This window comes from Hahella sp. NS-SX17 (assembly GCF_057367735.1).
In genome coordinates, this window is the sequence record NZ_CM170632.1 from 3,818,671 (window position 1) to 3,842,108 (window position 23,438).

A 23,438-nucleotide genomic window follows, 5' to 3' on the forward strand; every position below is an offset into this window, starting at 1 on the left:
GGTTAACAGTCAGGCGCATGGATGCGCCTGCGCGGCGATCAGCCGCGGGAGACAGGGCCTGACCTGTGCAGGACCTGTCGTTTCAGGCAAATAGAAGGACGCTGTTTGTCGGCTTGATTACTACTGATGTAACTTGATGACACAAGCGGGAGACATGGGGGACCATTACTCCCGCTCTTGTTCTGTCCTGGCTAGGCGCCGCCTGACTGTTTTTCACCTGCGTCAGTGTCCTGGCGGCATTCCTTTCTGCAGCCGGTCACATGCTTGCGCGGAAGCCTGCTAGTCGACGTCTATGCCGCAGACATCAAGCTCTTTGTTGATGACTCGCAGCAGGTCGGAGATACGCCCGTAATAGAGGTAAAATTGTTCGCCGCCAACCTGTTCCTTCAGGCGCTCCAGCGCATCGCAGGCGGAGGGGAGCAGGCGCTTCACCTGAACCGGCGTATCCAGTCTCGCCATGATGTCCTGCAGTTGTAGAAGTTTGGCGTCGATGAGTTGACGTTTGGGCTCATCGGCAACGTTTTCATCAATCAACAACTTGCGCCAGTCGCTATCAATCAAAGATTGAGTCATCCTTTTTGTTCTCCCTAATCACAGCTTGTTATGGTCCTTTGGGGTTGTTAATAACCAGTCTAGCTTATCTGCGGCTGATGCGGGGCAAGTTGTGCAACCTCCGTCATCAAAGCAGCCCCATGGCGAAGAGGCTGCGCGCTTGCAACAGGCTTCGCCGAGTTAGTCTTTTTCGTAATAGTATGGAAACCCAATCTCCTCTAGAATGGCCTGCGCTGGTGTAAACAGACGCCATCCAGGGATCTTGGATTTTCCGTCGCTTGAAGCGCGCGTCATGGCTTAGTATTTCTTCATTCAAGACCTGACATTTCAAGACTGGAGCGCCATCTGCGCTGAGGCGTAGACCGGTGCGGCGTTTGCCTTAAAATTTGCAGGGGACGCAGGATCGCGTTCCTAATGAGAGTGACGAATTCAAATGTTCTGTCCTATCAAACGCGCCGCATGGATTACTGCGGGCTTGTCATTGTTTTCCTGCGGCGGAGCGCAGGGGAAAGTCGGGGACGCCTGGGAGTTCAGCGCAGGCAGTCTGCTGCGCCATGAAGACAACCTGTTCCGGTCGACGTCCGCCGAAAAAAATGAGCAGATTGTGTCCGCCTTCGCCGCGGTCAGCGGCGAGCAGACCATTTCGCGACAACGTCTCAAACTGGACGCCCGCTTCTCTGATAACCGTTATCAGCAGTACGACTACCTTGATTACACCGCCTGGGAAGCTGAGGCGGCCTGGGACTGGCTGGCGACCAGCCGTTTACAAGGCGTTCTTGGCGTCGACTACAACGAATCCATCAACAGCTTCGCCGATTTTTCCGGAACTGAACAAAATATCCGCACCCGACGCCGCTATTACCTCGACGCAGACTGGCGAGTGGCGGGGCGCTGGAAATTGCTGGCGGGCGGCGCGCATTACGAACAGGAGAACAGCTCCCTGTATCGTGTGGAAGGCGACTATCAGTCTGACTCACTGGAACTAGGCGTGGGTTATGAGAAGCCTTCCGGCAACACCTTCTCTGTGTCTCTGCGCAAGACGGACGGCGACTACGCCAATCGGGTGACCAGTGCGATAGATCGCGTGGACTCCGGTTTTGAACAGAGCCTCGCGGAATTGCGGTTTCTGTGGATCGTCAGCGGTAAATCCAGGATCAGAGGCAATGCGGGTTATGTAGAGCGCGAGCATGATCACTACGGCGAGCGAGACTACCAGGGCCTCATTGGCGGGCTGAGCCTGGATTATCAGTGGACCGGTTCGACCAGCCTGTCCGTTGCGCTGGAACAAAACCTGGTGTCTTACCAAAGCTCGCCGAATACTGATATCGGTAAATTGGCTGGCGGCGAGGCTTACTATAACAGCAGCTATTATCGGCGCCGCATGGCGTCCGTAGGCCCGGTGTGGCGATATTCCGCCAAGATAAGCCTGCATGCGCGTTGGCGCTATGAAGAGCGGGACTATCAGGGAGGGCTGCTAACGGGGCTGGAGGCCCGCGAAGACCGCTTGCAAACGCTGGTTTTAGGGGGCGACTGGAGCCCTGTAAGCTGCGTCCTGGTAGGCGCGGCGTTGCAGCGGGAGACGCGTGCGTCGAATCAAGCGGACGCCGATTTCAGCAGCGACATGGCGACGTTGTCGTTAACCTTTACTTTTTAGTGAGAATGACTATCACTCATAAATTTTTAGGTTTAGTATGTAGCCCACATGTAGGAATGTGTAACTGTGTTGGTCAATCGCACCGCACATATTTAACTAAAGGATTTAGCAATGTTTCTCCATAGAACTTCCTTTCCGAAGTTTGTCTTTCTGGCCGCCCTGACGGGGTCTTTGGCCGGGTGCGGCGGCGCAGGCGAGGCGACGGACGCAACCCAGGTGGTGGCTAAGGTCAACGGTTCGGAAATCTCCATTCATCAGCTTAACGCCATACTCGCCAAACAGTCCTCCCAGGGCGTCAGCTCTGATGTGGCGCGCGCGCAGGCGCTGGATGAACTGGTGGAGCAGCAGGTCGCCTATGACAAGGCGGTGGAGCTGAAACTGGACCGCAATCCTGACGTGGTCATGGCGATTGAGTCGATGAAGAAGGGAATCGTCGCGCGCGCCTATCTGCAGCAAGTGATCGCCTCCCTCCCCAAACCATCGACGGAAGAAATCCATCGATACTATGAAGAAAATCCCGCCTTGTTTGCTGAACGCAAGCTATACAGCCTGCAGGAAATCGCTATAGAGCCCAGAGACAATCTTTATGGGCCGCTTAGTTCTAAAGTTATTGAGGCTGAACGACTGGAAGACATTGTCGCCTGGCTGAAAACGGAGGGAGTTAAGTATCGCGTCAATGCGGCAAACCGTTCCGCAGAACAGATCGGCCTGGAGCTGCTGGCCCAGGTGGCCCAGCTTGAAGACGGCGCGATGACCTTATTCCAGGGCCCTAACAACTATTTGGTCGTCAGGGTCGCGGCGTCACAGCAAAGACCGGTGTCGGAAGAGGACGCCAAACCCCGCATCACCCAGTTTCTCCATAACCTCAAAGTACAGAAAACGGTCTCCGAAGAAGTCGAGCGCCTTAAAAACAGCGCCGCCATTGAGTATGTCGGCGATTTCAAGCGACTCGCAGATCCCACGCCGGACGGAGAGACGGAGACTGAAAAAACCGGCGTCGACGGCGTGGAGGATATCCGCAACGCTGACGCCGTTTCTTTGAACCTGGGAAATGATGCGTAGTGGCGCCTGAAAAAAATGAAAGCTTTCACTCCTCGCGTCATGCAATTGACGCATATGCAAATAATGATGTTGTTATGCCTGCTGGCGTTGTCTCTGGCCTCCCCGGCGCTGGCGGATGACGTCGCTGGCCTCAATTATCGCCTGGCTCCGGGAGATGCGATCCGCATTAACGTATTTCAGCAACCTGACCTGACGCTGGATACTCGCATCTCTGAAAACGGCGGCATTACTTACCCATTGATCGGCAGTCTGCAGTTGGGCGGTGAAACCCTGGCCGCGGCGGAACAACAAATCGCGGCGGGCCTGCGTCAGGGCAAATACGTGAAAGACCCGCAAGTCACGATTACGTTGCTGCAGATTCGCGGCAATCAGGTTTCTGTATTGGGGCAGGTGAGCCATCCCGGTCGCTTCCCGTTGGAAACCCAGAAAACCCGGCTCTCCGATGTGCTGGCCATGGCTGGCGGCGTCACGCCATCGGGTTCCGACATCGTGGTGGTGTCGGGAATTCGCGATGGCCGGCCTTTCCATAAAGCCGTGGATTTCCCCGCCATTTTCGCTGAGGGAGACCGCACCGATAACATTCTGGTGACGGGCGGCGACGTTGTCTACGTGGACAAAGCGCCGGTCTACTACATCTACGGAGAGGTGCAGCGTCCCGGCGTCTATCGGGTTGAGCGCAACATGACCGTTCAGCAGGCGCTGGCCCAGGGCGGCGGGATCAGCCTGCGCGGCACCGACAGCGGCATCAAGGTGTATCGCAAGGGCGCCAAAGGGGATGTGGAGTTAAAAGAGTCGCAACTCTACGACCTTGTACGCGCCGACGACGTTATCTATATCCGCGAAAGTCTGTTTTAGGAAAGGCGAATCAATGACCTTAAAGCATGTATTACTGGTACTGTGGGCGCGACGCTGGGTGGTGATGAGCGTACTGGCGGCCACCATAATAACGACCGCGGTGGTCAGTCTGCTCGTTCCCAAAGAGTATACGGCGTCCACCACGGTGGTTCTGGATGTGCAGACCCCCGACCGTATTGTCGGCATGGTGCTGCCGGGCATGATGTCTCCAGGATATATGGCGACGCAGATGGACATTATCACCAGCGACCGCGTGGCGCAGGGAGTGGTGCGATTGCTGCAGCTGGACGAAAACCCGGAGACCCGTGAAAAATGGCTGGAGGAAACAGGCGGACAGGGAACCATTGCCGTGTGGCTGGCGCCGGGGTTGAAAAAAAAGCTCGAAGTCAGTCCCGCCAGAGAAAGCAATGTCATCAGCGTGGAGTTCAGCGCGACGGACCCGCGTTTCGCCGCGACAGCGGCCAACGCTTTCGCGCAGGCTTACATCGACACCACTATCGACCTGCGGGCGGAGCCGGCGAGAAAGTACGCCGCCTGGTTCGAGCAGCAATATGAAACCCAGCGCGCGCGACTGCAGAAAGCGCAAAAAACGCTGTCGGATTTTCAACAGGAAACCGGCATCGTGGTGACCAACGACCGGCTGGATTTTGAAAACCAGAAACTTGGCGAACTGACGGCGCAATTGAGCCTGGCGCTGGCGGAAGGAACCGACTCCTCCAGCAAGCAGGGCTTCAATCAGGGCAGCGACACACTGCCGGAGATCATGCGCAACCCGCTGATTATCCAGCTTAAAACCGACATCGCGCGTATGGAGTCGCGGCTGCAGGAGTTGTCGGAAGACTATGGCGTCAATCATCCGCAGTACAAAAGCGCCGCCTCCGAACTGTCCAGTATGAAGTCCCGGCTACGCATGGAGACCGCTAAAATCGCCGAGTCGATATCCACAGTGGGGCGCGTCAGCAAAGCCAAGCAGGCGGAGCTGAAAGAAGCGATTGAAGCGCAGAAGAAGAGAATGCTTGAGCTGAAGAGCCAGCATGATCAGATTCAGATTTTGTCACACCAGGTAGAGACGGCGCAGCGCGATTTCGACGCTATCAGCCAGCGTCTCACGCAAAGCCAGTTGGAAGCGCAAACGGTGCAGACCAATGTCTCAGTGCTGACGCCGGCTTCGCCGCCTCTCAAACACAGTAAGCCCATGTTGTTTCTCAATCTGGTCATTGCGGTGATGTTGGGCGGTCTGTTGTCTGTGGGCGCCGCCTTGATTCTGGAGCTACGTAATCCTGTCGTGCGCTCCATAGAGGATCTGCAATCCGCACTTGGCGTTCCCGTGTTGGCGCAATTAAGTAAAGCGCCAGTATCCATGATGAAGAAAAAAGAAGGGAAGACCGATACCGCCAGACCGTCAGGCTTGAAAGCGGACGCGATGGCGGGCGGCTCTTATCCGTTGGCGGGAGAAGCCTAATGACCATGGAATCTCAGACTATCAGCAGCCACTCGCCTTCGATTGGCGCTATCCTCATCGACAGCGGACGCCTGAAGCCGGCGGCGGCCGAACAGGTTCTCCGTCTGCAACAGTGCAAGCCCGGTCTCCGCTTTGGCGACGCCGCGCTGCAGTTGGGGTTATTGGGAGAACAGGATATTCAGTTTGCGCTGTCGCAACAGTTTGTTTACTCCTACTTGCAGGCGTCCGACGACCGCATCAGCCACGAAGTCGTCGCCGCCTTCAACCCTTTCAGCCACATCGTCGAGCAGCTGCGGGCGCTGCGCAGTCAGCTTTTGCTGCGCTGGTTCGATGGCCAGCCGCAGCGTAAAGCCCTGTCTGTGGTGAGCGCCAACCAGGGCGAAGGCCGCAGCTTTGTCGCCGCCAATCTGGCGGTGGTGTTTTCCCAGTTGGGAGAACGCACCTTGATCGTGGACGCTGACCTGCGCTCGCCGCGACAGCATGCGCTGTTCAAGCGCTCCAACAAGTTCGGCTTCTCCGCGGTGCTCGCTGATCGGATATCGTGGCGGGAAGCGATTGTACGCATAGAGGGCTTGCAAGGGCTGTCTCTGATGACAGCGGGAGCGATTCCGCCCAATCCGCAGGAGTTGCTCAGCCGGCCCCGTTTTGCGGGACTGATGGCGGAACTGAAAGAGCACTACGACATAGTCATTTTCGATACGCCGCCTGGATCATCCGTCTCGGATGCGCAGCCGATTTCCGCACAGGCGGGTGGGGCGCTGGTGCTGGCGAACCAGCATAAAACAGCGGTAAGGGGGCTGAAGTCTCTGGTGGCGGACCTGGAGCAAAACGGCGTCACCATCGCCGGCAGCCTGTTGAACAAAACCTGATAACCCAAGCGCGAATCACTGAAACATCATGCAGCAGATGATCACTCGACCCCAGACACTGGCGATTAGCGAATGGTCGCCCGTACTTTTAGGCGTAGTCGCGCTGTATCTGCCTACCTATTATGACCTTGCAGGCTCCCAGTGGCGGTCAGGCGAGCAGGGCCATGAACCGATTATTCTGACTCTGATCCTCTGGTTTTTTTGGAAGAAACGGAAGGATATTCACCATCTCGACTTCGCTCCGGCCTACACGGAAGGTTATGTCGCATTGGCGGCGGGCCTGTTTCTGTATGTATTGGGACGTTCTCAGGACATCCTGTTGTTTGAAGTGGGGTCGCAAATCCCTGTGGTGGCGGGGTTGCTGTTACTGTTAAGAGGTCGCGAGGCGGTCAAAATGATGTGGTTTCCGCTGCTGTTCATGATTTTTATGGCGCCGCTGCCAGGCCCCCTGGTGAGCGCACTGACGCTGCCCATGAAAACCGCAGTGTCCTGGTCGGTGGATCAGGTGCTCTATTGGGCGGGGTACCCGGTGTCCCGTTCTGGAGTGATCCTGCAGGTCGGCCAATATCGGCTGCTGATCGCCGACGCCTGCGCCGGGTTGCATACGCTGTTTACGCTGGAGGCGATGGGATTGTTTTATCTGCACGTCATGCGTCATGAATCGGTAACGCGTAACGTCGCGCTGGCCATCGCCATTATTCCGATCTCGTTTGTCGCCAACTTCATCCGGGTGCTGGCGTTGACGTTGATTACTTATCATTACGGCGATGAGGCCGGGCAGGGCTTTCTGCACAGCTTCGCTGGCCTGGTGTTATTTGTGACCGCACTGCTGCTCATCATCGGCGCCGATTCCATACTGCATCTGGCGTTGAAACGGGGAGCGCCCGACGCAAGGAGGCCAGAGTCCAGTGCGTAGCTACAAAACAAGTCTGATCGCATGTTCGGCCATGGTGATCTCCGCATTGTCGGCGTACGCCCTGACGCCCAGAGAGATGCTGTCCGACCACATCGCAACCGTGAAGCTGGATACGATGATCCCCCCTGTATTTGGCGACTGGCGTGAAGTTCCGCAAACCGGCGCGCAGATTGTCGATCCGCAGACTCAGCAGACCATTGATCGAATCTATAGCCAGACTCTGTCGCGCACCTATGTGGATGACTCGGGTTACCGTGTCATGGTTTCCGTCGCCTACGGTAAAGACCAGCGCGACGACATTCAGATGCACTATCCGGAAGTCTGCTATCCGGCGCAGGGCTTTACTTTGGCGGACAAAACATCCGGATTGCTGGATACGGATTACGGTCAGATCAGGATAACCCGTCTGCTGACATCTCAGGGGCAACGCTTCGAGCCGGTCACCTACTGGGCGACGGTGGGCGAGAAGGTCATCGCCAACAAAGTCGACAAAAAGCTGAAGGAAGTCAGCTACGGCTTTCGCGGCTATATTCCGGATGGACTGCTGTTTCGGGTGTCCTCCGTGGATAAGAACGCTATACGCGCATTCCAGAAACAACGGGAGCTGGTGGACGCGTTATTGATGGATATATCGCCAGCGTCACGGTTGCGCCTGGCGGGATTGGCGCAGTAACGGATTGACGTGACAGGCGGGTGGATGCAGTAAGTTGACGCAAATCCGGAAGGACTCTTACTCATAATCGAAAGGATATTCGATGGTTCTCAGTCAGCAGTTGCAAACAAACACACAGAGCGCGCTTAGATTTCTGGAGCGCTATGGCGTGGAGGCGCTGATTATTTTGGCCGCCTTGGCCGGCGCGGTCCTGTTCGGCCTGGTGGCGTCCACCGGCAACCTGTTGCTGGCGGGTCTGGCGGCGGGCATGATTGTTGGTCTGCTGGCGTTCGCCAACGCCGCCATCACCCTGTGGCTGATTTTGTTTCTGGGGCTGTTCGCGGCGGGACTGGCGCCCATCTGGGCTGAGGGCCTGAGCAAAAAAGCGGTGTGGGGAATATCGGTGCTGGGGTTGATTCTGTTCCTCAGTGCGGCCTTGCGGCGCGCTCTCCATCCCGCCAGCGCTGAAAAGCAACCTTTGTTTATCTGGCTGGCGCTGGCGTTTGTCGGGTATGCGTTGTTGAACGGCGCGGCGCAGTCGACGCTGTTCGAACTCGCCAGCGGCTTCAAACGCTATTTTCAAGTGATGGGCGTCTGCTTCGCCCTGGCCTGGCTGAGTTTCTCCCGCACGGACATGGATCGCTGGCTGCGCCTGTTTGCAGCGCTGGTGATCGTACAGCTGCCGTTCGCCCTCTATGAACTTCTTAAACTCGTACCGGTCCGGGAAAGCCTGCAATACGCTTATCCGGGCATGATACCTATAGACGTGGTGGCCGGCACTTTCGGCGCCACCCGCTACGCCGGCGGCGCCAATGCGGAAATGGCGAGCTTTCTGGTGATCGCCCTGGGCTTCCTGCTGGCCAGGCGCAGTGAGAAGCTGATTGCTTCGCGCCACTTCGCTGTCCTGGGTCTGTTCGCCCTGACGCCGCTGTTTCTCGGTGAAACCAAAGTGGTGGTTATTTTCCTGCCGCTGATGTTCGTGACTCTGTATGGTCGGGAACTGGTGAGAAAGCCCCATTTGGCGGTGCTGGCGCTCATTGTCGGCGCGCTGCTGACTCTGGGCGCGGCCTACGCCTATCTGCAACTGGTCAAGGCGCAGAGTCTGTCGGAAATGCTGTCCGACACCATGGCCTATAACCTTGGCGACAAGGGATATGGCGGCTATTACCTTAACCGCCTTACCGGCCTGCTGTTCTGGTTTCAGCAGCAAGGGCTGCATGATCCCGTTTCCTTCTTCTTCGGCTGCGGCATCGGCTCCGCCCATGACGCCACCGGAGGAACCATTGCGCTGCGTTATCCGGGCTTCGGAGTGAGTCTCACGGCGCTGTCGTCCTTGTTATGGGAGCAGGGGCTGCTGGGGGCCATGCTGTTCTACGCCGTGTTGATATCGGCCTGGCTGACCGCCGGCAAACTGCGCTCAGCTCGGTGTGGCCGCCGGATTATGGCGGACGCCGCCGGCATCCAGGCGGCGCTGACTATTTTTATGATATACCCGGTATACCGCAGCACCTTGCTGGAAGGGTTGCCCTTCCAGATCCTGTTCTGGACCATCCTGGGTTATCTGGCGTGGCTCTATCGTGAAGCCCGACGTATGCAGGAGGCCTCATGAGCCACCCCTATTCACGGCAGGCGCTGATCTCCGGAACCAAGAAATTTTTATCGGGCAAAGTCATTTCCGCTTTGTTGACTCTGGGCATTCTGCTGGTGACGGTGCGTTTACTGCCAGTGACGGAGTACGGCGCCTACGTCACTCTGCTGGCCATGACGGAAATAGGGCGCTCCCTGGCGCAGCTGGGTCTGGCCTGGTTGACTGCGCGACAGCTTCCCGAGTATCGGCTCAAGGCGACGGGGGCTCGTCTGGTCGGGTTCTGTCGCCGGGTTGTGATATGGCAAAGCGCGGCGCTCATTGCTTGCGCTTTGCTCTTCGCCTTGCTGATGGACGCTTACCTGGATTGGGCGGGAGTGCAGGCGTATCGGCCCGCCGCCCTCGTGTTTCTGGGGGTATTTCTGGTGGAAGGCGTCGGTCGTTTCCTGCGGGAGGCGGTATTGGGTCCGTTGCTGCTGCAAGGGGGCATTCGGGCCAGCATGGTGGGGCGGCAGCTATTGTATCTGGCGGCGCTGCTTGTCCTGTGGCGCATGTCCGGCTCCGACCTGTCCCAAGCGTCGCTTTTTCAGTTTACGCCCTCTTTGGCGCAGCCCGGGATGGGGCTTTACGCGGTGGTAGTGATCGAGCTGGCGGCGTCCGCCTTTGGAACGGTCGTCGCCCTGGCTTGCCTGATCCGCTTCTGTCGTTCGATGCGGGGATTACAGGGTGAAGCGGGCTGGACGGAGCCATCGATCCGGCAGCAATGGTGGCTTTCCCTGCACATGTATTTCGCCCATCTTCTGACGCTGTTGTACAGCCCCCAGGCGCTGGTCAATCTGCTGCAGAAATACCTGGGGCCGGAGGCGTCCGCCGTCTTTGGTTTCCTGCGCACGCTGAATGACCAGATTGCGCGTTACCTGCCGGCTTCCCTGTTGTTCAGTCTGATCCGGCCGAAACTGGTGGCGGTCTACGTCAACGGCGGCGGCACGCCGGAGCTGAGTCGTCTGACCAACTCCGCGGGTAAAGTCAGTCTGGTGATTCTGCTGCCTTTGGTGTCTATCGCCGCGGTCTTCGGCGATGACCTCATCCAGCTGATTTCCGGCGGCAAGTTCAGCGACTCCGGCTACCTGTTCTTCGGCTTTTTACTGTGTCTGATTCCCTACAGCCAACGGCTCTTGCTGGAAACCGCCGCCGTGACCCTGGACCAGGCCAACCTGTGTAAGTGGGGAGCGGCCCTGGGATTGATCACATTGCCCAGTCTGTGGGGGTTGCTGTATCTCGGTTTTGGCGTCTGGGCGGCGGTGATCGCCATCGGGCTGGGGCACGTGCTGTTCAACACTTTCATTATTGCGGGACTCAAGCAGCGATGCGATTACAGATTTGACTGGCTCAACCAGACCAAGCTCCTCCTGGCCATGGCGGTGGCGATTATTCCCGGCGCGATGAGCCCTGATGTTTCCGTCGCGGTATTGGACTCAGGCGTTATTCCGTTACTGGGTTATTCCCTGCTGATCGTCGGCGCCTTTCTGGTGTCTGTCCTGCTGCTCCGACCGTTTACCCGGGAGGAGACTGGCGTGTTGAAATCGTTACTGAAAAGAGGCCCGCGCACTGCATGAGATCAATGAGACTGCTTTATCTGACGCCAGGATTATTTCCCGCAAGAAGGGTGGATGTAGGCTTGCTTTTTGGCGACTGTTTACCCCGCCATGGCGTGTACTCCGACATTGTCGCGTTTCGCAAACCCGGCGCGCAGGACGAAGGATGGGGCGGCGGCGAGGCCATTCTGGCGCGCCAGCCCCGCAGCCGATTCAAGCATCTCGCTGTGTTCATACACATGTTCAAAGCCCTGGCGCAATCACGCCGCGACCGGCATGACGGCATCCAGGTGCGGGACATGCCTTTTATCGCGCTAATGGCGCTGATTTTCGCCAGACTCAAAGGCATGCCGTTTTTGTACTGGTGCTCTTATCCCTATCCGGAAGGTCAGATCGACCGGGCGCGCAGATCCTTCGGCGTGAAAAAGCTGTTATCCCTGCCGTTGTTGTTGCGGGGTCTGCTGGGGCGCTTCGTCCTGTATCGACTGGTGCTGAGCCGGGCCGATCACATTTTTGTTCAGTCTGAGCGCATGAAACAGGACATGGCGGACCGCGGCGCGCCGGCCGAGCGCATGACTCCGGTTCCCATGGGCGTGGACCTGGAGCGCATGCTGTCTTTTGAAGCCGCCTTTGACGCAGACGCCGCCGGTGACGTCTGCGTCGATGAGCGTATGCAGGGACGACGCGCGCTGATTTATCTGGGCAGCCTGGATTACGTCCGCAATATTGAAACCCTGTTTGAAATGGCGGCGCTGCTGCGCTGGCGTCTTCCCAACATCGTCGTCGCCATCGTTGGCGACACCAGCGACGCGCAGCATAAAGCCTGGCTACAGGAAAGGGCCCGCCAGCTGGGCATAGAAGATATCCTGATCTGGACCGGCTGGCTGCCGATTCAGGAGGCGTGGCGTTACATCCGGCAGGCGGAAGTGGGTTTGTCGCCCATTCCCAGAGGCGAGCTGCTCGACTGCTCTTCGCCAACCAAGCTGATCGAATATATGGCGCTGGGCGTCCCAGTGGTCTGCAACGACAACCCGGATCAGCAAAGGGTGATCGACCAATCCGGCGCGGGCCTGTGCGTTCCGTACACCGCCGAATGTTTTGCGGACGCAGCGGAAACGTTGCTGAAGGAAGCGCCGGAGAAGCGCCGCCAGAGAGCGGAAAACGCCATGCGTTACCTGAGGAATCACAGAGACTATCCAGTCATCGCAAGGACATTGGCTGGAACCTATTTCGCCATCCATGAGAAAGCCTGTCACGAGGCTCTGAAGCAAGGAAGTTGAATCATGACCCCCATATTTTTACCTCTAATCGGTCAGTACCAGAATATCGGCGACATCATCCTGAGGCGTCCTTTGGCCAAATGGCTGCAGGGTGATTCACGGTTGCATATTTTCACCGGCGACGCTCCCGCAGGGTATACCGAGGCGCTGCAATTGCGTCCGGATGATCATGTGTACACCTCGTTTTTGTCCTGGTATCGCGCCGGGATAGAAGCCAGTCGACGTCAGAAAAGCATCTATCTGTTCAAGCCCGGAGAAATCCAGTTGAGCTTGAAAGGCATGAAAGAGCACCTCGGCGTTCTGCCTATGGCGAAGCGCTTCAAGGCCCGCGGCGGCAGCGTCGCGCGCCTTGGCTCCGGCGTACGCAACTTCTCCAGTTTCTACCGGCGCCTGATGACGCCCTCGTTGAAAGTCGCCGACCTCACCTACTGGCGCGATCAGGGTTCGTTCCAGTACCTGGGACACGGCGGCGTGATGCCGGACCTGGCGTTTGCGGAAGGCGGGGAATTAAGCCGGATTGCCTCCATGGACAACCGCCGCTACCTGATTGTATCCATGCGCGGAGATCGCCCTGCGCCCAACGAAGCCTGGCGCAAGGCCGTCCGTGATTTCGCCGCTCAGCATCACCTGGAAATCATGGCGGTGACCCAGGTGCTGATGGATTCCCAACGCTCCCGCGAGCTGGCAGGGTCCCTCGGCGGTCAGGTGCTGGACTGGGACGGCCACGACCATCTTCAACAGGAACAGCGTCTGCGGGACGTATACCGACGCGCGGCGCTGGTGGTTAGCGACCGCCTTCACGTTCTCATCGCGGCTTATACGGAAGGCGCGGCGCCGGCGGGGCTCACCACGGATAACTCCAGCAAGGTCGACCGCCATTTCGAAGCCATCGGCCTGAAAGGCGTGGGACAAAGCGCTGCGACCTGGTCTGCGGAGCGGATAGGGCGGTTTCTTGAAGATACCTTGCAACAGCGGGAGAAATACCTGAATACGCTGGGTCAGGCGAGGACCTCTTTGGATGGAGTAAGAAAAGAGCTGGTTTCTTTTGTGGAGGCGGTGCGGGGGCATGAAGCATGAACGCAAACAAGACCGCGCCCACCGTCTGGCATGTCGGTCGCCACGGGGAAGTGGCGGGCGGCATGACCCAGGTCATCAACGCCTATCTGAATTGGCCGTTTGAAAACCTCAACGTCGAAGTGATCCCGTCCCGGGACGGCTCCAAAGGCGTGAAGGCGCTGGCGCTGTTCTTCGGCGCCATTTGGAAAATTCTGCGCTTGCGCGGACGAAAAAGCAGAGACGCCATGGTCGTCCATCTGTCGCAGGACGGTTCTTTCGTTCGCGAAGGAAGTTTGCTTCTTCTGGCCCATCTGTTGGGTTTCGGCGTGGTCGCCCAGTTGCATGGTAGCCGCTTCGCCGAGTTCAGTGGGCGTTATCCGCGCCTGGTGCGTTTCGTCCTGTCGCGGGCCAACTTCGTTCATGTCCTTAGTGAGGAAACCCGCCGTATCGTCGCGCAGACCCTGGCGCCGGAACGCATTGTCTATATCCCCAATGCGGTGGCGACAGGTCGGCCGGGAGCGAAGGAAAACCTGGTGGTGTTTGGCGGCGGCGTCACCTATCGCAAAGGCGTGGATGTGCTCACCCAGGCCTGGAAAGAACTGCAGGCGGAAGGAGACGCGAACCCTTCACTTCCTTTTAACGACTGGAAGCTGATTTTGGCAGGCCCTGTCATTGACGCGGAGGTGGTTCCCAACGCCTTACGCAATGGCGAATTCGCTGGCGCGCTGTCCCATCAGGCGCTCATGGAATTGCTTGATCGCGCCGCCATCGCGGTTTTGCCATCCAGAGACGAGGCGATGCCGATGTTCATTCTGGAGGCGTTGGCGCGTCATTGTTGTGTGATCTCAACCCCTGTCGGCGGCATCGCCAATGTCCTGAGCGATGGCCGGGGCATTCTGGCTGCGGCGGGGGAGGTTGAGGAGTTGCGCCGGGCTTTGCGCTACGCGATCAGCGATGACAACGCGCGCGCCAGCCTGGCGGCGAAGGGGCACGCCAGTTTTGCGGAGACGTTTTCCGCAAGCGTGGTGTACCCCAAACTGGCGAAGCTGTGGTTAAGCATCGTCAATCGGCCCAAAGCCGGAAATCTGTCTCAAAAAAGGAACTTTCAGGGAATGACAGGAGAATAAAAATGAAAAAGATACTTTTGGTAGCCTCAGGAGGGGGACACTGGGTGCAACTGCAAAGACTGCGCGGAGCGTTTGAGGACCATAAACTGTCATGGATGACCACCGTGAAGGATTACAGCGCTCCCCATAACGAGCCTTGTTTTATCGTGCAGGATGCGAACATGTGGAATAAGTGGGCGCTGGTGAAGATGTTTCTGCAGGTGGCGCTGGTGATGTTGAAAACCCGGCCTGACATCGTCGTCACCACTGGCGCGGCGCCCGGCTTCGCGGCCATCATGTATGGACGCATGCTGGGGGCGAGAACGATCTGGATAGACAGTATCGCCAACGGCGAATCCCTGTCCCAGTCCGGCGCCAAAGTCGGCAGATGGGCCCATGTCTGGCTGACCCAGTGGGAGCACCTGAGCAAGCCCAGCGGGCCTCATTACTGGGGGGCTGTGCTGTGATATTCGCAACGGTAGGCACTCAACTTGCGTTTGATCGCATGATCAGCGCGCTGGACGATTGGGCGGGCCGTAACCCCGAAGTGGTGGTTTACGCACAGACCGGACCGGCGGCATACATGCCCCAGCATATGGGGTTCGCGGACTTCCTGGCTCCGGGAAAAGTGACCGATTACATGCGCGAGGCGGAGCTGATCGTCTCTCACGCAGGCATGGGCTCCATCATTACCGCCATGTACCTGCGCAAACCGGTGATCATCATGCCGCGCAAAGCCTCTCTCGGCGAGCATCGCAATGAGCATCAGCTGGCCACCGCAAAGTGGCTGGCCAACCGCAAAGGCATCATTGTGGCCTGGGAGGCGTCGGATCTGCCCAAACTGCTGGATCGGCGCGGGCAGCTGGAGTCGGGGCCCGCCATCTCCGAAGTGGCGGATGGCGCTTTGGTTAAAAAGCTGTCACGTTACATTCAGTCGCTGCAATGACGTCTACTATTAATAGAGTCAGACTAACTAACAGGAGTCATGCCGCTAGGAAAGCCTACAGCCACCTCAATAAAACCCGCCCGCCGACGTGACGCATGGCCGGACAACATCAGACCGCGCTGAGCGTCTTGCGGCGAGCGCTGTATCGAGCATCAGTTGTCCTCCCCGAAGTGGCTGGCCAACCGGAAAAGCATTATCGGGCCTGAAAGATGTCGACTTATCCAAGTCATTGGAGGTCTTCGTCGTCGCCATCGGGTCCTTTCATATCCGTGGTCGCGGATGAACCTTTGGTTAAAAAGCTGTTATGTCGTATTCGGTAGCCGCAATGCAGCTACCTTTATAGTCAGTCTAACCAACAGGAGTCACAGCGCTTATGGACAGGCCGACAGCCACTTCGACGAATCCGTCCGCCGTCGTAAAACGTCGGGCGTTCCTGCTTACCGCCTTGGGGTATCTGCTGTCGCCCCATGAATCAGCCATGGCGGAAACAACTCAACTCTCCTGGTTCTGGTCATGCAATGACGGCAACCGGGTCGTTTTCAGCTCGGATTTCAACGAAGGCGTCTACTTTCAGGATATCCAGCCTGGTAAAACCGCCGAACCCAAGCTGAGCTCTAATCAATTTTCCTGCGTCCGTAATTGGACCAGCGAACAGAAAGCCACCATGGGGTTTGGCGGCGCTTTTATTAACTACGAGGGAGGCGACCTCACCGAGCGCTGGGCGCAGGTGCAGCCGGCGCTGGATAACCCCAGCAACAAGGTGCTCGCCTTTGCGCTGAAAAAGCCCAACGTCAACAATGAGAAGGGCAGAGTGCAACTGGATGTCACCGGTAAGACCGGTTTTAAAGAATTGAAGCTGCATGTGCGCATGTATTTGAGCAACAGCTTCAGCATGCTGCGCACTTTCCCCAAAACCATCGACTGGTTATCGCTGTCTTCCTGGTGGAACAATCCCCACTGGGACGGCAACCCTTATCCTTTTGTGGTCAGCGTTAATATCAATAAACCCAGCGTCAAAGAGGGGCAGAATCAACTGCGTTTCGCAGTGCGGGCCCGCTCGTACAATCAAACTACCGGCAAGTGGGACGACGCCCTTTGGAAGGAAGTGAACCAGACCTTTGAGATTCCTGTGGGACAATGGATTGCATTGGAATATACCTTTATCGAGGGCAATGCGTCCTCCGGTCAGTTCAAGATGACCGCCGCCCTGGAAGGTCAGCCCCCTCACACGATATTCGACATCCACAATTTCACCCATCACCCTCTTGATCCCGCGCCGGACGGCGTCAGCATCATCAGCCCGTTGAAACTCTATACCTCTGCGGAATTGATTGATTATGTCACCGCCAACGGCGGGTTACTGACGATTCAGTGGGATGACATGAGAATGATTGGCTGCAATACCCTTGCGGATTGCGAGCCCGACCCGTCCATTCCGGAAAAAGTCAGGATGGCGATTCCTAAGAGACCCAGTTTGGAGCTGGACTGATCCGCGGATTCAGCAGAGTACCGTCGAGCCTGCGCGCTCGACGGTATGCCTTACCGCCTTCTGCGTTTTATTGCCACTGAACCTTCGCAAGCTCTTCCTTGTAGTTATCAAAGCGATGACTGAGAGCGAGTTTGTCGGTGGTTCTAGAGGCGACATGCAGGCAACGGTTCAGCATGGCGGGCCAGAGCGGACGGTACAGGTCAAGGGTGGCCACTTCGCTCAAGCCCCTTGGCAGGGTGCGCCATAGCGGGGAGAGCAGGGAGAAGCTGTTGAACTTGCGTACGTCCAGAGACATAAAAGTGCGGAAGACGTCGAAGAACACAAAAGGCTGCACCGGAGTGAAGAACTGACTCGCCATGACGCAACCGCCGTGGGTGATCCAGCGGCCGCTACGACCATAGAGGGCCTCATACAGAAAAATTTTCTTCCAGCCGTCGCAGTTGAAGCGGGCGGTGGCGGAACGGAAATTATTCAGCAGCAGCGCTTTGCCGTCATCGTCCAGTTGCCGGTAACGATAGCGGATCAACCCTTCCGGTGTGATGAAATTGAACATCAGAGACGGAAATATGCGGAACAGGGTTCCCCAGGAGGATTCAATGTTGAAGTAGTATCCCCTTTGCAAGGTGCCCCCCAGATATCCATCCACGAACAGGTTGCCGTCCCCCCACTTTTCATAAAAGTGGCGGTACACCACCAGAAGTTCGGAGAGGGGGCGGGAGACCAGTCCCTTGAACATCTTTTCGCCCAGTTGTTGCGAGAGCTTCGGATAGTTGAGGTCCAGCAGCGAGAATTCCCGGTAGTCGTCGAAGAATCGGGCGAATTTACGAGCGACAGGGCGGTCGCCGGTGTTGGCCGGGCCATAGGTGTAGCCGTAATGCGTCTTGCCGAGAGACAGCAGGTATCTGGAATCCAGCCCCCCGCTGAGCGGCAGAATCCTTTTACGGTCGCCGAACGCCTCCAGCCCCTTGCGCATCTTTTCATTGACGTTGTGCAGGTCGCCGGACCCATTCAGGTAGTCGAAATAGAACGATGTTTCGTCTTGAGAAATGATGGCGCCGACTTCCAGCCGCTCAACGCCCTTGAACAGGGTGTAGCCGCCAAACAGATGACGCTTTGTATTCAGCACATTTTGCAGAACTGGATCGACGTCCTTTCCGTCCGCGATGTAGCAGGGCGCCGGCGCGACCCGCAACGTCTGTGACTGAACATCCTGAAAGTGCGGGACGAGGGCGAGGGGGTCGGTGATCAGATAATGGGCGCCGCCGGTTTCCATGTAGAACACATAACTGCCAGCTTCGATGAGGGCGCAGACTGCGATGCGTTCCTGCTCCGTCTCCGCCCGGAAAAAAGCGCGGGCGAATTCACTGATATTGCCCAGACGTCCGTTAAAGACGAAGTGCCCGCAGCCCACCGCCAGCGAGCGCGTGGCTTCGTCGGCGTAAGCGACGCCCTCCGGCCAGTTGGCGCGATGAACATCCACCACAATTCGATTGCCCAGCGGGGAGTCAAATTCATAGATGTCAGAAGGGGCTCCGATAGAAGAAGAAAATAACTCTACCTCGGCCTTGGCGTCGGTAACGTTAATGTACAGGCCTTTCATTGCAAATATCTCTCAGTTAAGTGGGAGGTAATATCCATTGCGCGGCGACCGGTGGATTTCCTGGTTCCGGTTTCAGTATGCATACTCGTCCTTGTAGACCATGCCAACGGTCATCAGGATGATTTTCAGGTCCAACGCCAGCGACCAGTTGCGCAGATAGTCGAGATCGAACTCGATTCGCGCCTGCATGCGCTCCAGGGTTTGTGTTTCGCCCCGCAAACCGTTGACCTGAGCCCAGCCGGTGATGCCCGGCCGAACCTTGTGGCGAACCATATAGCCTTTGATAAGCTTGCGGTATTGCTCGTTATGCGCCACCGCATGAGGTCGAGGCCCGACAATGCTCATCCGGCCTTGCAGCACATTGATGAACTGGGGGAGTTCATCCAGTGACGTCCTGCGCAGAAAGCCGCCAATCGGGGTGACCCTTTTATCGCCGTTCTGCGCCTGTTTTATCACATCGCCGTCTTCACAGACGGTCATGGAGCGGAACTTGTAAACGATGATTTCCTCGCCGTCCAAGCCATAGCGGCGCTGTTTGAAAATGACGGGGCCGGGTGAGGTGAGTTTCACCATCACCGCAATCACGCCCAGCAGAGGCGCGATCATCGTAAGAATCAGCAGGGACAGGAAGATATCGCTCCAGCGCTTGATCAGACCGTTCACTCCCCGGAACGGCGTATCGCAGACCGACACCACTGGCATGCCGGTAACCTGGTAGACGTTGCCCTGAATCAGCTTGGTCACAAACATATCCGGAATGAACAACACCGAAGCGGTGGTGTCGCCCAGACTGTCGAGAATCGCCAGAATGCGAGGCTGTGTGGTCATGGGCAACGACAAGTAAATGCTGTTCACTCGCTGCGCCTTGCAGTAATCGTATAACTCGGAAAAATCTCCCAGCACCGGCCAGTCGGCGCCTTTAGGCAGTCGATCCGCCGTTCGGTCGTCAAAAAAGCCCAGAATTTCGACGTTGTAGTAAGGGCTGCGGGAGAGGCGTTTGGCTAATTCCAGACCCTGCTCGTTCATTCCCACAATGACCACTTTCTGTCGATCGCCGCGTAGTTGCAGCAGGACAGTGAAGTAACGGAAAGCCAAATGAGCGCTGACCTGTATAGCCGGGCCGATCCATAGCCAATGCAGAATCGTGGAAAGTGAAAAGAGATCAATTGATCGCGTCGCGTAGCCTAGAGATAAAATCAAAAAGGCGATGACGAACCAGCCCAGCAGAATATCGATGATGCAGCGGCTCAGCGCCTGATGCAGGCGAGACTGCCCAGGGAAGGCGACGCAAAATGCGAATAACGCGGAGATCATTGACGGCGCTTCTATGGCGCCTTCAAACAGATAGCTCACCAGCAATATGCTGATGAACAGAGCGAGGGGGTCTAACAGCGCCTCGCAAAACTGGTGCAGATTTTTCCGGCCAAAGCCGATCTTCATTGATCGTTGCAGGTTGTCCATATGTACCTCTAATCCTTGTGTACATCTAATCCTTTACTTCCTTGGTTCCTTGTCCTGACAGGGAGCGCGAGCTTCCTTCAGGGCCCGGATGTGGGCGGGGGCTGAACCAGAGTTCGACGCCCCCCTTGTGGCGGCCTGTGTCGCCGCGGTGAAAGACTGTTCATATTCATCTTCAAAACGTGCGTATGCGCCCGGGGTATGCTAGCTTCCTATACACCGGGCCTTTGCTTCCTTATATTTCAACAAGTTAAAAACCACTGCAGGGAATTTAGCGCATCCATGCCTTCTTTCTATGAACAGCTGAAAGAAAGAGTCGCCGTTACCTATGTCTCAATGATAATCATTCTCGGGATTATACTCGTTTTTACCTGTATATGGTTAAGAAACGGTGAATTTTGGCATGTTCCAAGTAATGTCATGCTGCAGTGGGGCGCCAACTTCAGCCCCGCCACACAGGATGGACAATGGTGGCGGCTCGGAACGGCGGTGTTTCTCCACTTCGGTATTGTCCATCTGGCGCTGAACGTCTGGGCGCTGTGGGATGGAGGGCAGTGGGTGGAGCGAATGTACGGGGGCTTTCGCTTTCTACTTATATTTATAACGTCAGGGGTTGTCGGCAATGTATTTTCCCTCACTTTCCATGTCGTCAATGTCGTCTCCGCCGGCGCCTCAGGAGGCATATTCGGAGTTTACGGCGCGTTGCTCAGTTATCTTTGGCTGAACAAATCCCAGGTTCCTTTGAGCGCATTCAGATGGCTATTCTACGGCGCAATGGTTTTCTCTGTCCTCACTATTATTTTCGGACTGGTTATTGACGGAATCGACAACGCCGCCCATGGAGGCGGACTCATCGCCGGAATCATAATGGGCGCTCTGCTGGTTCCCCGCGACGCGCGGCAGCTTTCCTCAGCGAGTCTGGCGTGGCTTGGGGGAACGGCCGCCGCAGCGCTGGGCGGGTTGCTGGTTGTGATGCCTGACCCAGTTCTCCACCCGCCTTCGCAACGACCAGTCCGCACTCTGATCGCCCCCACGCAGGACGCCGAGGTCGCCGGCTACCACGACAGCTTCGAAGCGCTCTCCTCACGGCCCTACGACAAGGGGCTGCCGTCAACGGAAATGCTGGCGCGTCTGCAAGACTACGCCAGGCGTCAATTACCAGAATCCCGCCAGCCTTAGGTTTCTTCGCTCCCATCTGGCGTCAGGGCGAGTATTTCCCATCCTTTGTCAGGCGTAAAACGGTCGCCGTAGTCTTGGGCCATTAAGGCGAGCTTACGTTTGACTGGCGTCGGGCCGCATGCCTGGATATAACGGAACGGACCGCCTCTGAAAGGGGCGAACCCGGCCCCCAGCACCATCGCCAGGTCGCCATGGTCTACCTGTTCAATGACCCTTTCCCTTAAACAGGCCACGGCTTCATTCAGCATGCGGTAAATCATACGCTGTCGAATGGCTTCCACTTCCTGATCGTCCGGCCGCGCCACTTTAGCTTTCTGCGCTTCGCCGTCCTTGTATTCGTAGAAGCCTTGTCCGCTTTTGCGGCCCAGGCGGCCTTTGGACACCCACTTCTTGAACATCTCCGGCGCATCGCCGCGAATCAGCCCGCTCAGGTGTTGCGCAACATCCAGACAGACATCCAGACCCACCAGATCGACGGTCTCGGCAGGCCCCATAGCCATGCCAAACTCTTCCGCCGCCGCATCCAGGGTCTCTGCGGGGATGCCTTCCTCATACATCATCATCGCTTCCAGCAGATACGGAGTCAGCACCCGGTTGACGAAGAATCCGGGTGCGCTGTTGACCGGTGTGGGCACGCGCTTGATTAGGGCGGTGAAAGCCAGGGCGTGGTCCAGCGCCTGTTGTGAGGTTTTATCGCTCTTGACCACTTCCACCAATAGCATTTTGTCCACCGGGTTGAAGAAGTGACACCCCACCAGACGCTCGGGGTGGACGAGGCCGCGCGCCAGTTCGTCAATGGGGATGCTGGAGGTGTTAGTGGCCAGGGTGGCGCCTTCCTTCATACGGGGTTCGATGTCTTTGTATAGCTGCAGTTTCGCTTCCCGCTTTTCCGGAATCGCCTCCAGCACCAGATCCGCCCGGGACAGGCCAAGGCCTTCCGGGTCTGGCGTCAGGCGGTCCCGGGCGACCATCGCCAAGCGTTTGTCGTCCAGCTTATCTCGGAACAGCGCGTCCGCCTGCTTGTAGGCGGTGGCGATGCTTTCGGGGTCCTGATCCTGCAACGTGACCCGCAGACCTTTGAGCGCACACCAGGCGGCGATATCGCCCCCCATCGAGCCGGCCCCGATGACATGCACGTGGCTGATCTGATCCTTCGCTTTACGACCCAGTCCTTTCAGTTCCTGTTGCAGCAGGAAAATGCGCCGCAGGTTTTGTGAGGCGGGTGTGCGGCTCATGGCGACGAAAGATTCCGCTTCTTTGTGCAGCATTCTCTCCGTGTCTCTGCCGTGATGATCCCAGAGATCAACCACGGCGTACGGAGCGGGATAGTGACTGCGATCCGCCCGTTTACGCAGTCGCCGTTGTAGTTCGGAGGCAACCGGTCCGCTCAGCAGGGACGCGTTCAGGATCTTACCGCCCAGGCTGGGTTCATGAGGCTTGGGATTGTCTCGCAATAACGCGAGCACGGCGTTGGCGAACTGGCGGCGTGGCGCGATGTGGTCCACCAGTCCCAGTTCCTGAGCCCGTTCGCCGGAAACCGGTTTGCCGCCGAGAATCATATCCATGGCGTCGGTGACGCCGATCAGTTTTGGCAGACGCACAGTGCCTCCCCAGCCGGGATGCAGTCCCAGCTTCACTTCAGGGAAGCCGAGCTTGGCGTCAGCCGCAGCGATACGGAACCGGCACGCCAGAGCCAGCTCCAGTCCGCCCCCCAGACAATACCCGTGAATCGTCGCTATTGTGGGGTAGGGAAGCGCTTCAATACGGTTGAACGTTTCTTGTATGGTAAGGAGTCGATCAACCGGACGTTCAAGGTGTTGCAGCTGCTCAATCATGTTGATGTCGGCGCCGGCGATAAACCCTGCGTCCTTATCGGAGATAAAGGCGAGGGCGCTTGGCGCGTCGCCGGATGTTGAAGGCTGTTGCTCCAGCTTTTCGACTATTTGCGTCAATTCTTCCAGCACTTCCGCTCCCAACAGGTTGGCGGAACCGTCTTTTTGGTCCAGCCGCAGCCAGAGGATATTGTTGGCGTCTCGCTGCAGGCGCCAGTGTATGAAGGCGGACCGTTCCAGTTCGGTGATGGGATGGGCTTCTTGAGTCTGCTCCATGGCTGATTTCTCCC

General features: G+C 57.4%; 20 protein-coding genes. 16 read left to right on the forward strand and 4 right to left on the reverse strand.

Annotated features, from left to right (window positions below; all coding sequences use genetic code 11):
* Positions 1–279 precede the first annotated feature (279 nt).
* A complete protein-coding gene (locus AC2IBB_RS16975; protein ID WP_486327955.1) occupies positions 280–573 on the reverse strand; it encodes a hypothetical protein in 294 nt (97 codons plus the stop codon).
* A 412-nt stretch (positions 574–985) separates the two neighbouring features.
* Between AC2IBB_RS16975 and epsL the strand changes: the two genes are divergently transcribed.
* From epsL to AC2IBB_RS17050, 15 genes are all read left to right on the forward strand, one after another.
* The gene (gene epsL / locus AC2IBB_RS16980) at positions 986–2,206 is read left to right on the forward strand and encodes an XrtB/PEP-CTERM-associated polysaccharide biosynthesis outer membrane protein EpsL (RefSeq protein ID WP_486327956.1); all 1,221 of its coding nucleotides are present in this window, start codon (positions 986–988) and stop codon (positions 2,204–2,206) included.
* 111 nt (positions 2,207–2,317) lie between these two features.
* Positions 2,318–3,268: an EpsD family peptidyl-prolyl cis-trans isomerase gene (locus AC2IBB_RS16985; protein WP_486327957.1), complete on the forward strand. Its 951-nt coding sequence runs from the start codon at positions 2,318–2,320 to the stop codon at positions 3,266–3,268.
* A 15-nt stretch (positions 3,269–3,283) separates the two neighbouring features.
* On the forward strand, positions 3,284–4,123 hold the full coding sequence (epsE, locus tag AC2IBB_RS16990) for a polysaccharide export protein EpsE (RefSeq protein WP_486327958.1): 840 nt from the start codon (positions 3,284–3,286) through the stop codon (positions 4,121–4,123).
* Between the two features lie 13 nt (positions 4,124–4,136).
* Positions 4,137–5,585, forward strand: a complete 1,449-nt coding sequence (epsF, locus tag AC2IBB_RS16995) for a chain length determinant protein EpsF (RefSeq protein ID WP_486327959.1) — start codon at positions 4,137–4,139, stop codon at positions 5,583–5,585.
* Entirely contained in the window at positions 5,585–6,454 is an 870-nt protein-coding gene (gene epsG, locus AC2IBB_RS17000; RefSeq protein ID WP_486327960.1) for a chain length determinant protein tyrosine kinase EpsG, read from the forward strand. Before epsF ends, epsG begins: the two co-directional genes overlap by 1 nt.
* 28 nt (positions 6,455–6,482) lie before the next feature.
* Entirely contained in the window at positions 6,483–7,370 is an 888-nt protein-coding gene (gene xrtB / locus AC2IBB_RS17005; RefSeq protein WP_486327961.1) for an exosortase B, read from the forward strand.
* A complete protein-coding gene (epsI, locus tag AC2IBB_RS17010; RefSeq protein WP_486327962.1) occupies positions 7,363–8,043 on the forward strand; it encodes an exosortase-associated protein EpsI, B-type in 681 nt (226 codons plus the stop codon). Before xrtB ends, epsI begins: the two co-directional genes overlap by 8 nt.
* Before the next feature lie 82 nt (positions 8,044–8,125).
* Positions 8,126–9,631, forward strand: a complete 1,506-nt coding sequence (locus tag AC2IBB_RS17015; RefSeq protein ID WP_486327963.1) for a hypothetical protein — start codon at positions 8,126–8,128, stop codon at positions 9,629–9,631.
* Complete coding sequence (locus AC2IBB_RS17020) at positions 9,628–11,223, forward strand: lipopolysaccharide biosynthesis protein (RefSeq protein ID WP_486327964.1); 1,596 nt, start codon at positions 9,628–9,630, stop codon at positions 11,221–11,223. Before AC2IBB_RS17015 ends, AC2IBB_RS17020 begins: the two co-directional genes overlap by 4 nt.
* Entirely contained in the window at positions 11,220–12,482 is a 1,263-nt protein-coding gene (locus AC2IBB_RS17025) for a glycosyltransferase family 4 protein (protein WP_486327965.1), read from the forward strand. The genes AC2IBB_RS17020 and AC2IBB_RS17025 overlap by 4 nt, the downstream gene beginning before the upstream one ends.
* 3 nt (positions 12,483–12,485) lie before the next feature.
* Positions 12,486–13,559, forward strand: coding sequence for a polysaccharide pyruvyl transferase family protein (locus AC2IBB_RS17030; protein ID WP_486327966.1), 1,074 nt, complete (start codon positions 12,486–12,488; stop codon positions 13,557–13,559).
* On the forward strand, positions 13,556–14,665 hold the full coding sequence (locus AC2IBB_RS17035; protein ID WP_486327967.1) for a glycosyltransferase family 4 protein: 1,110 nt from the start codon (positions 13,556–13,558) through the stop codon (positions 14,663–14,665). Before AC2IBB_RS17030 ends, AC2IBB_RS17035 begins: the two co-directional genes overlap by 4 nt.
* Before the next feature lie 2 nt (positions 14,666–14,667).
* Entirely contained in the window at positions 14,668–15,111 is a 444-nt protein-coding gene (locus AC2IBB_RS17040; protein ID WP_486327968.1) for a UDP-N-acetylglucosamine--LPS N-acetylglucosamine transferase, read from the forward strand.
* Entirely contained in the window at positions 15,108–15,590 is a 483-nt protein-coding gene (locus tag AC2IBB_RS17045) for a glycosyltransferase (RefSeq protein WP_486327969.1), read from the forward strand. The genes AC2IBB_RS17040 and AC2IBB_RS17045 overlap by 4 nt, the downstream gene beginning before the upstream one ends.
* 373 nt (positions 15,591–15,963) lie before the next feature.
* Entirely contained in the window at positions 15,964–17,079 is a 1,116-nt protein-coding gene (locus AC2IBB_RS17050; RefSeq protein ID WP_486327970.1) for a hypothetical protein, read from the forward strand.
* A gap of 67 nt (positions 17,080–17,146) precedes the next feature.
* Here AC2IBB_RS17050 and AC2IBB_RS17055 read toward each other — a convergent pair whose 3' ends face one another.
* Positions 17,147–18,679, reverse strand: a complete 1,533-nt coding sequence (locus AC2IBB_RS17055; protein ID WP_486327971.1) for a hypothetical protein — start codon at positions 18,677–18,679, stop codon at positions 17,147–17,149.
* Between the two features lie 72 nt (positions 18,680–18,751).
* Entirely contained in the window at positions 18,752–20,140 is a 1,389-nt protein-coding gene (locus AC2IBB_RS17060) for an undecaprenyl-phosphate glucose phosphotransferase (RefSeq protein WP_486327972.1), read from the reverse strand.
* Positions 20,141–20,557: 417 nt separating this feature from the next.
* On the opposite strand from AC2IBB_RS17060, the gene AC2IBB_RS17065 reads away from it, so the two are divergent.
* The gene (locus AC2IBB_RS17065; protein ID WP_486327973.1) at positions 20,558–21,316 is read left to right on the forward strand and encodes a rhomboid family intramembrane serine protease; all 759 of its coding nucleotides are present in this window, start codon (positions 20,558–20,560) and stop codon (positions 21,314–21,316) included.
* Here the strand turns inward: AC2IBB_RS17065 and AC2IBB_RS17070 are convergent.
* The gene (locus tag AC2IBB_RS17070; protein WP_486327974.1) at positions 21,313–23,424 is read right to left on the reverse strand and encodes a 3-hydroxyacyl-CoA dehydrogenase NAD-binding domain-containing protein; all 2,112 of its coding nucleotides are present in this window, start codon (positions 23,422–23,424) and stop codon (positions 21,313–21,315) included. The two genes, AC2IBB_RS17065 and AC2IBB_RS17070, sit on opposite strands and share 4 nt — an antisense overlap.
* Positions 23,425–23,438: the final 14 nt, after the last annotated feature.

Bases quoted from the DNA above. Each gene is read 5' to 3' on its own strand.
- AC2IBB_RS17050 (WP_486327970.1), top strand. From the start codon at position 15,964: ATGGACAGGCCGACAGCCACTTCGACGAATCCGTCCGCCGTCGTAAAA.
- epsF (WP_486327959.1), top strand. From the start codon at position 4,137: ATGACCTTAAAGCATGTATTACTGGTACTGTGGGCGCGACGCTGGGTG.
- AC2IBB_RS17030 (WP_486327966.1), top strand. From the start codon at position 12,486: ATGACCCCCATATTTTTACCTCTAATCGGTCAGTACCAGAATATCGGC.
- AC2IBB_RS17040 (WP_486327968.1), top strand. From the start codon at position 14,668: ATGAAAAAGATACTTTTGGTAGCCTCAGGAGGGGGACACTGGGTGCAA.
- epsE (WP_486327958.1), top strand. From the start codon at position 3,284: ATGAAAGCTTTCACTCCTCGCGTCATGCAATTGACGCATATGCAAATA.
- epsL (WP_486327956.1), top strand. From the start codon at position 986: ATGTTCTGTCCTATCAAACGCGCCGCATGGATTACTGCGGGCTTGTCA.
- xrtB (WP_486327961.1), top strand. From the start codon at position 6,483: ATGCAGCAGATGATCACTCGACCCCAGACACTGGCGATTAGCGAATGG.
- AC2IBB_RS17070 (WP_486327974.1), bottom strand. From the start codon at position 23,424: ATGGAGCAGACTCAAGAAGCCCATCCCATCACCGAACTGGAACGGTCC.
- AC2IBB_RS17025 (WP_486327965.1), top strand. From the start codon at position 11,220: ATGAGATCAATGAGACTGCTTTATCTGACGCCAGGATTATTTCCCGCA.
- AC2IBB_RS17065 (WP_486327973.1), top strand. From the start codon at position 20,558: ATGCTGCAGTGGGGCGCCAACTTCAGCCCCGCCACACAGGATGGACAA.
- AC2IBB_RS17060 (WP_486327972.1), bottom strand. From the start codon at position 20,140: ATGGACAACCTGCAACGATCAATGAAGATCGGCTTTGGCCGGAAAAAT.
- AC2IBB_RS17015 (WP_486327963.1), top strand. From the start codon at position 8,126: ATGGTTCTCAGTCAGCAGTTGCAAACAAACACACAGAGCGCGCTTAGA.
- AC2IBB_RS16985 (WP_486327957.1), top strand. From the start codon at position 2,318: ATGTTTCTCCATAGAACTTCCTTTCCGAAGTTTGTCTTTCTGGCCGCC.
- AC2IBB_RS16975 (WP_486327955.1), bottom strand. From the start codon at position 573: ATGACTCAATCTTTGATTGATAGCGACTGGCGCAAGTTGTTGATTGAT.
- epsG (WP_486327960.1), top strand. From the start codon at position 5,585: ATGACCATGGAATCTCAGACTATCAGCAGCCACTCGCCTTCGATTGGC.
- AC2IBB_RS17055 (WP_486327971.1), bottom strand. From the start codon at position 18,679: ATGAAAGGCCTGTACATTAACGTTACCGACGCCAAGGCCGAGGTAGAG.
- AC2IBB_RS17035 (WP_486327967.1), top strand. From the start codon at position 13,556: ATGAACGCAAACAAGACCGCGCCCACCGTCTGGCATGTCGGTCGCCAC.
- AC2IBB_RS17020 (WP_486327964.1), top strand. From the start codon at position 9,628: ATGAGCCACCCCTATTCACGGCAGGCGCTGATCTCCGGAACCAAGAAA.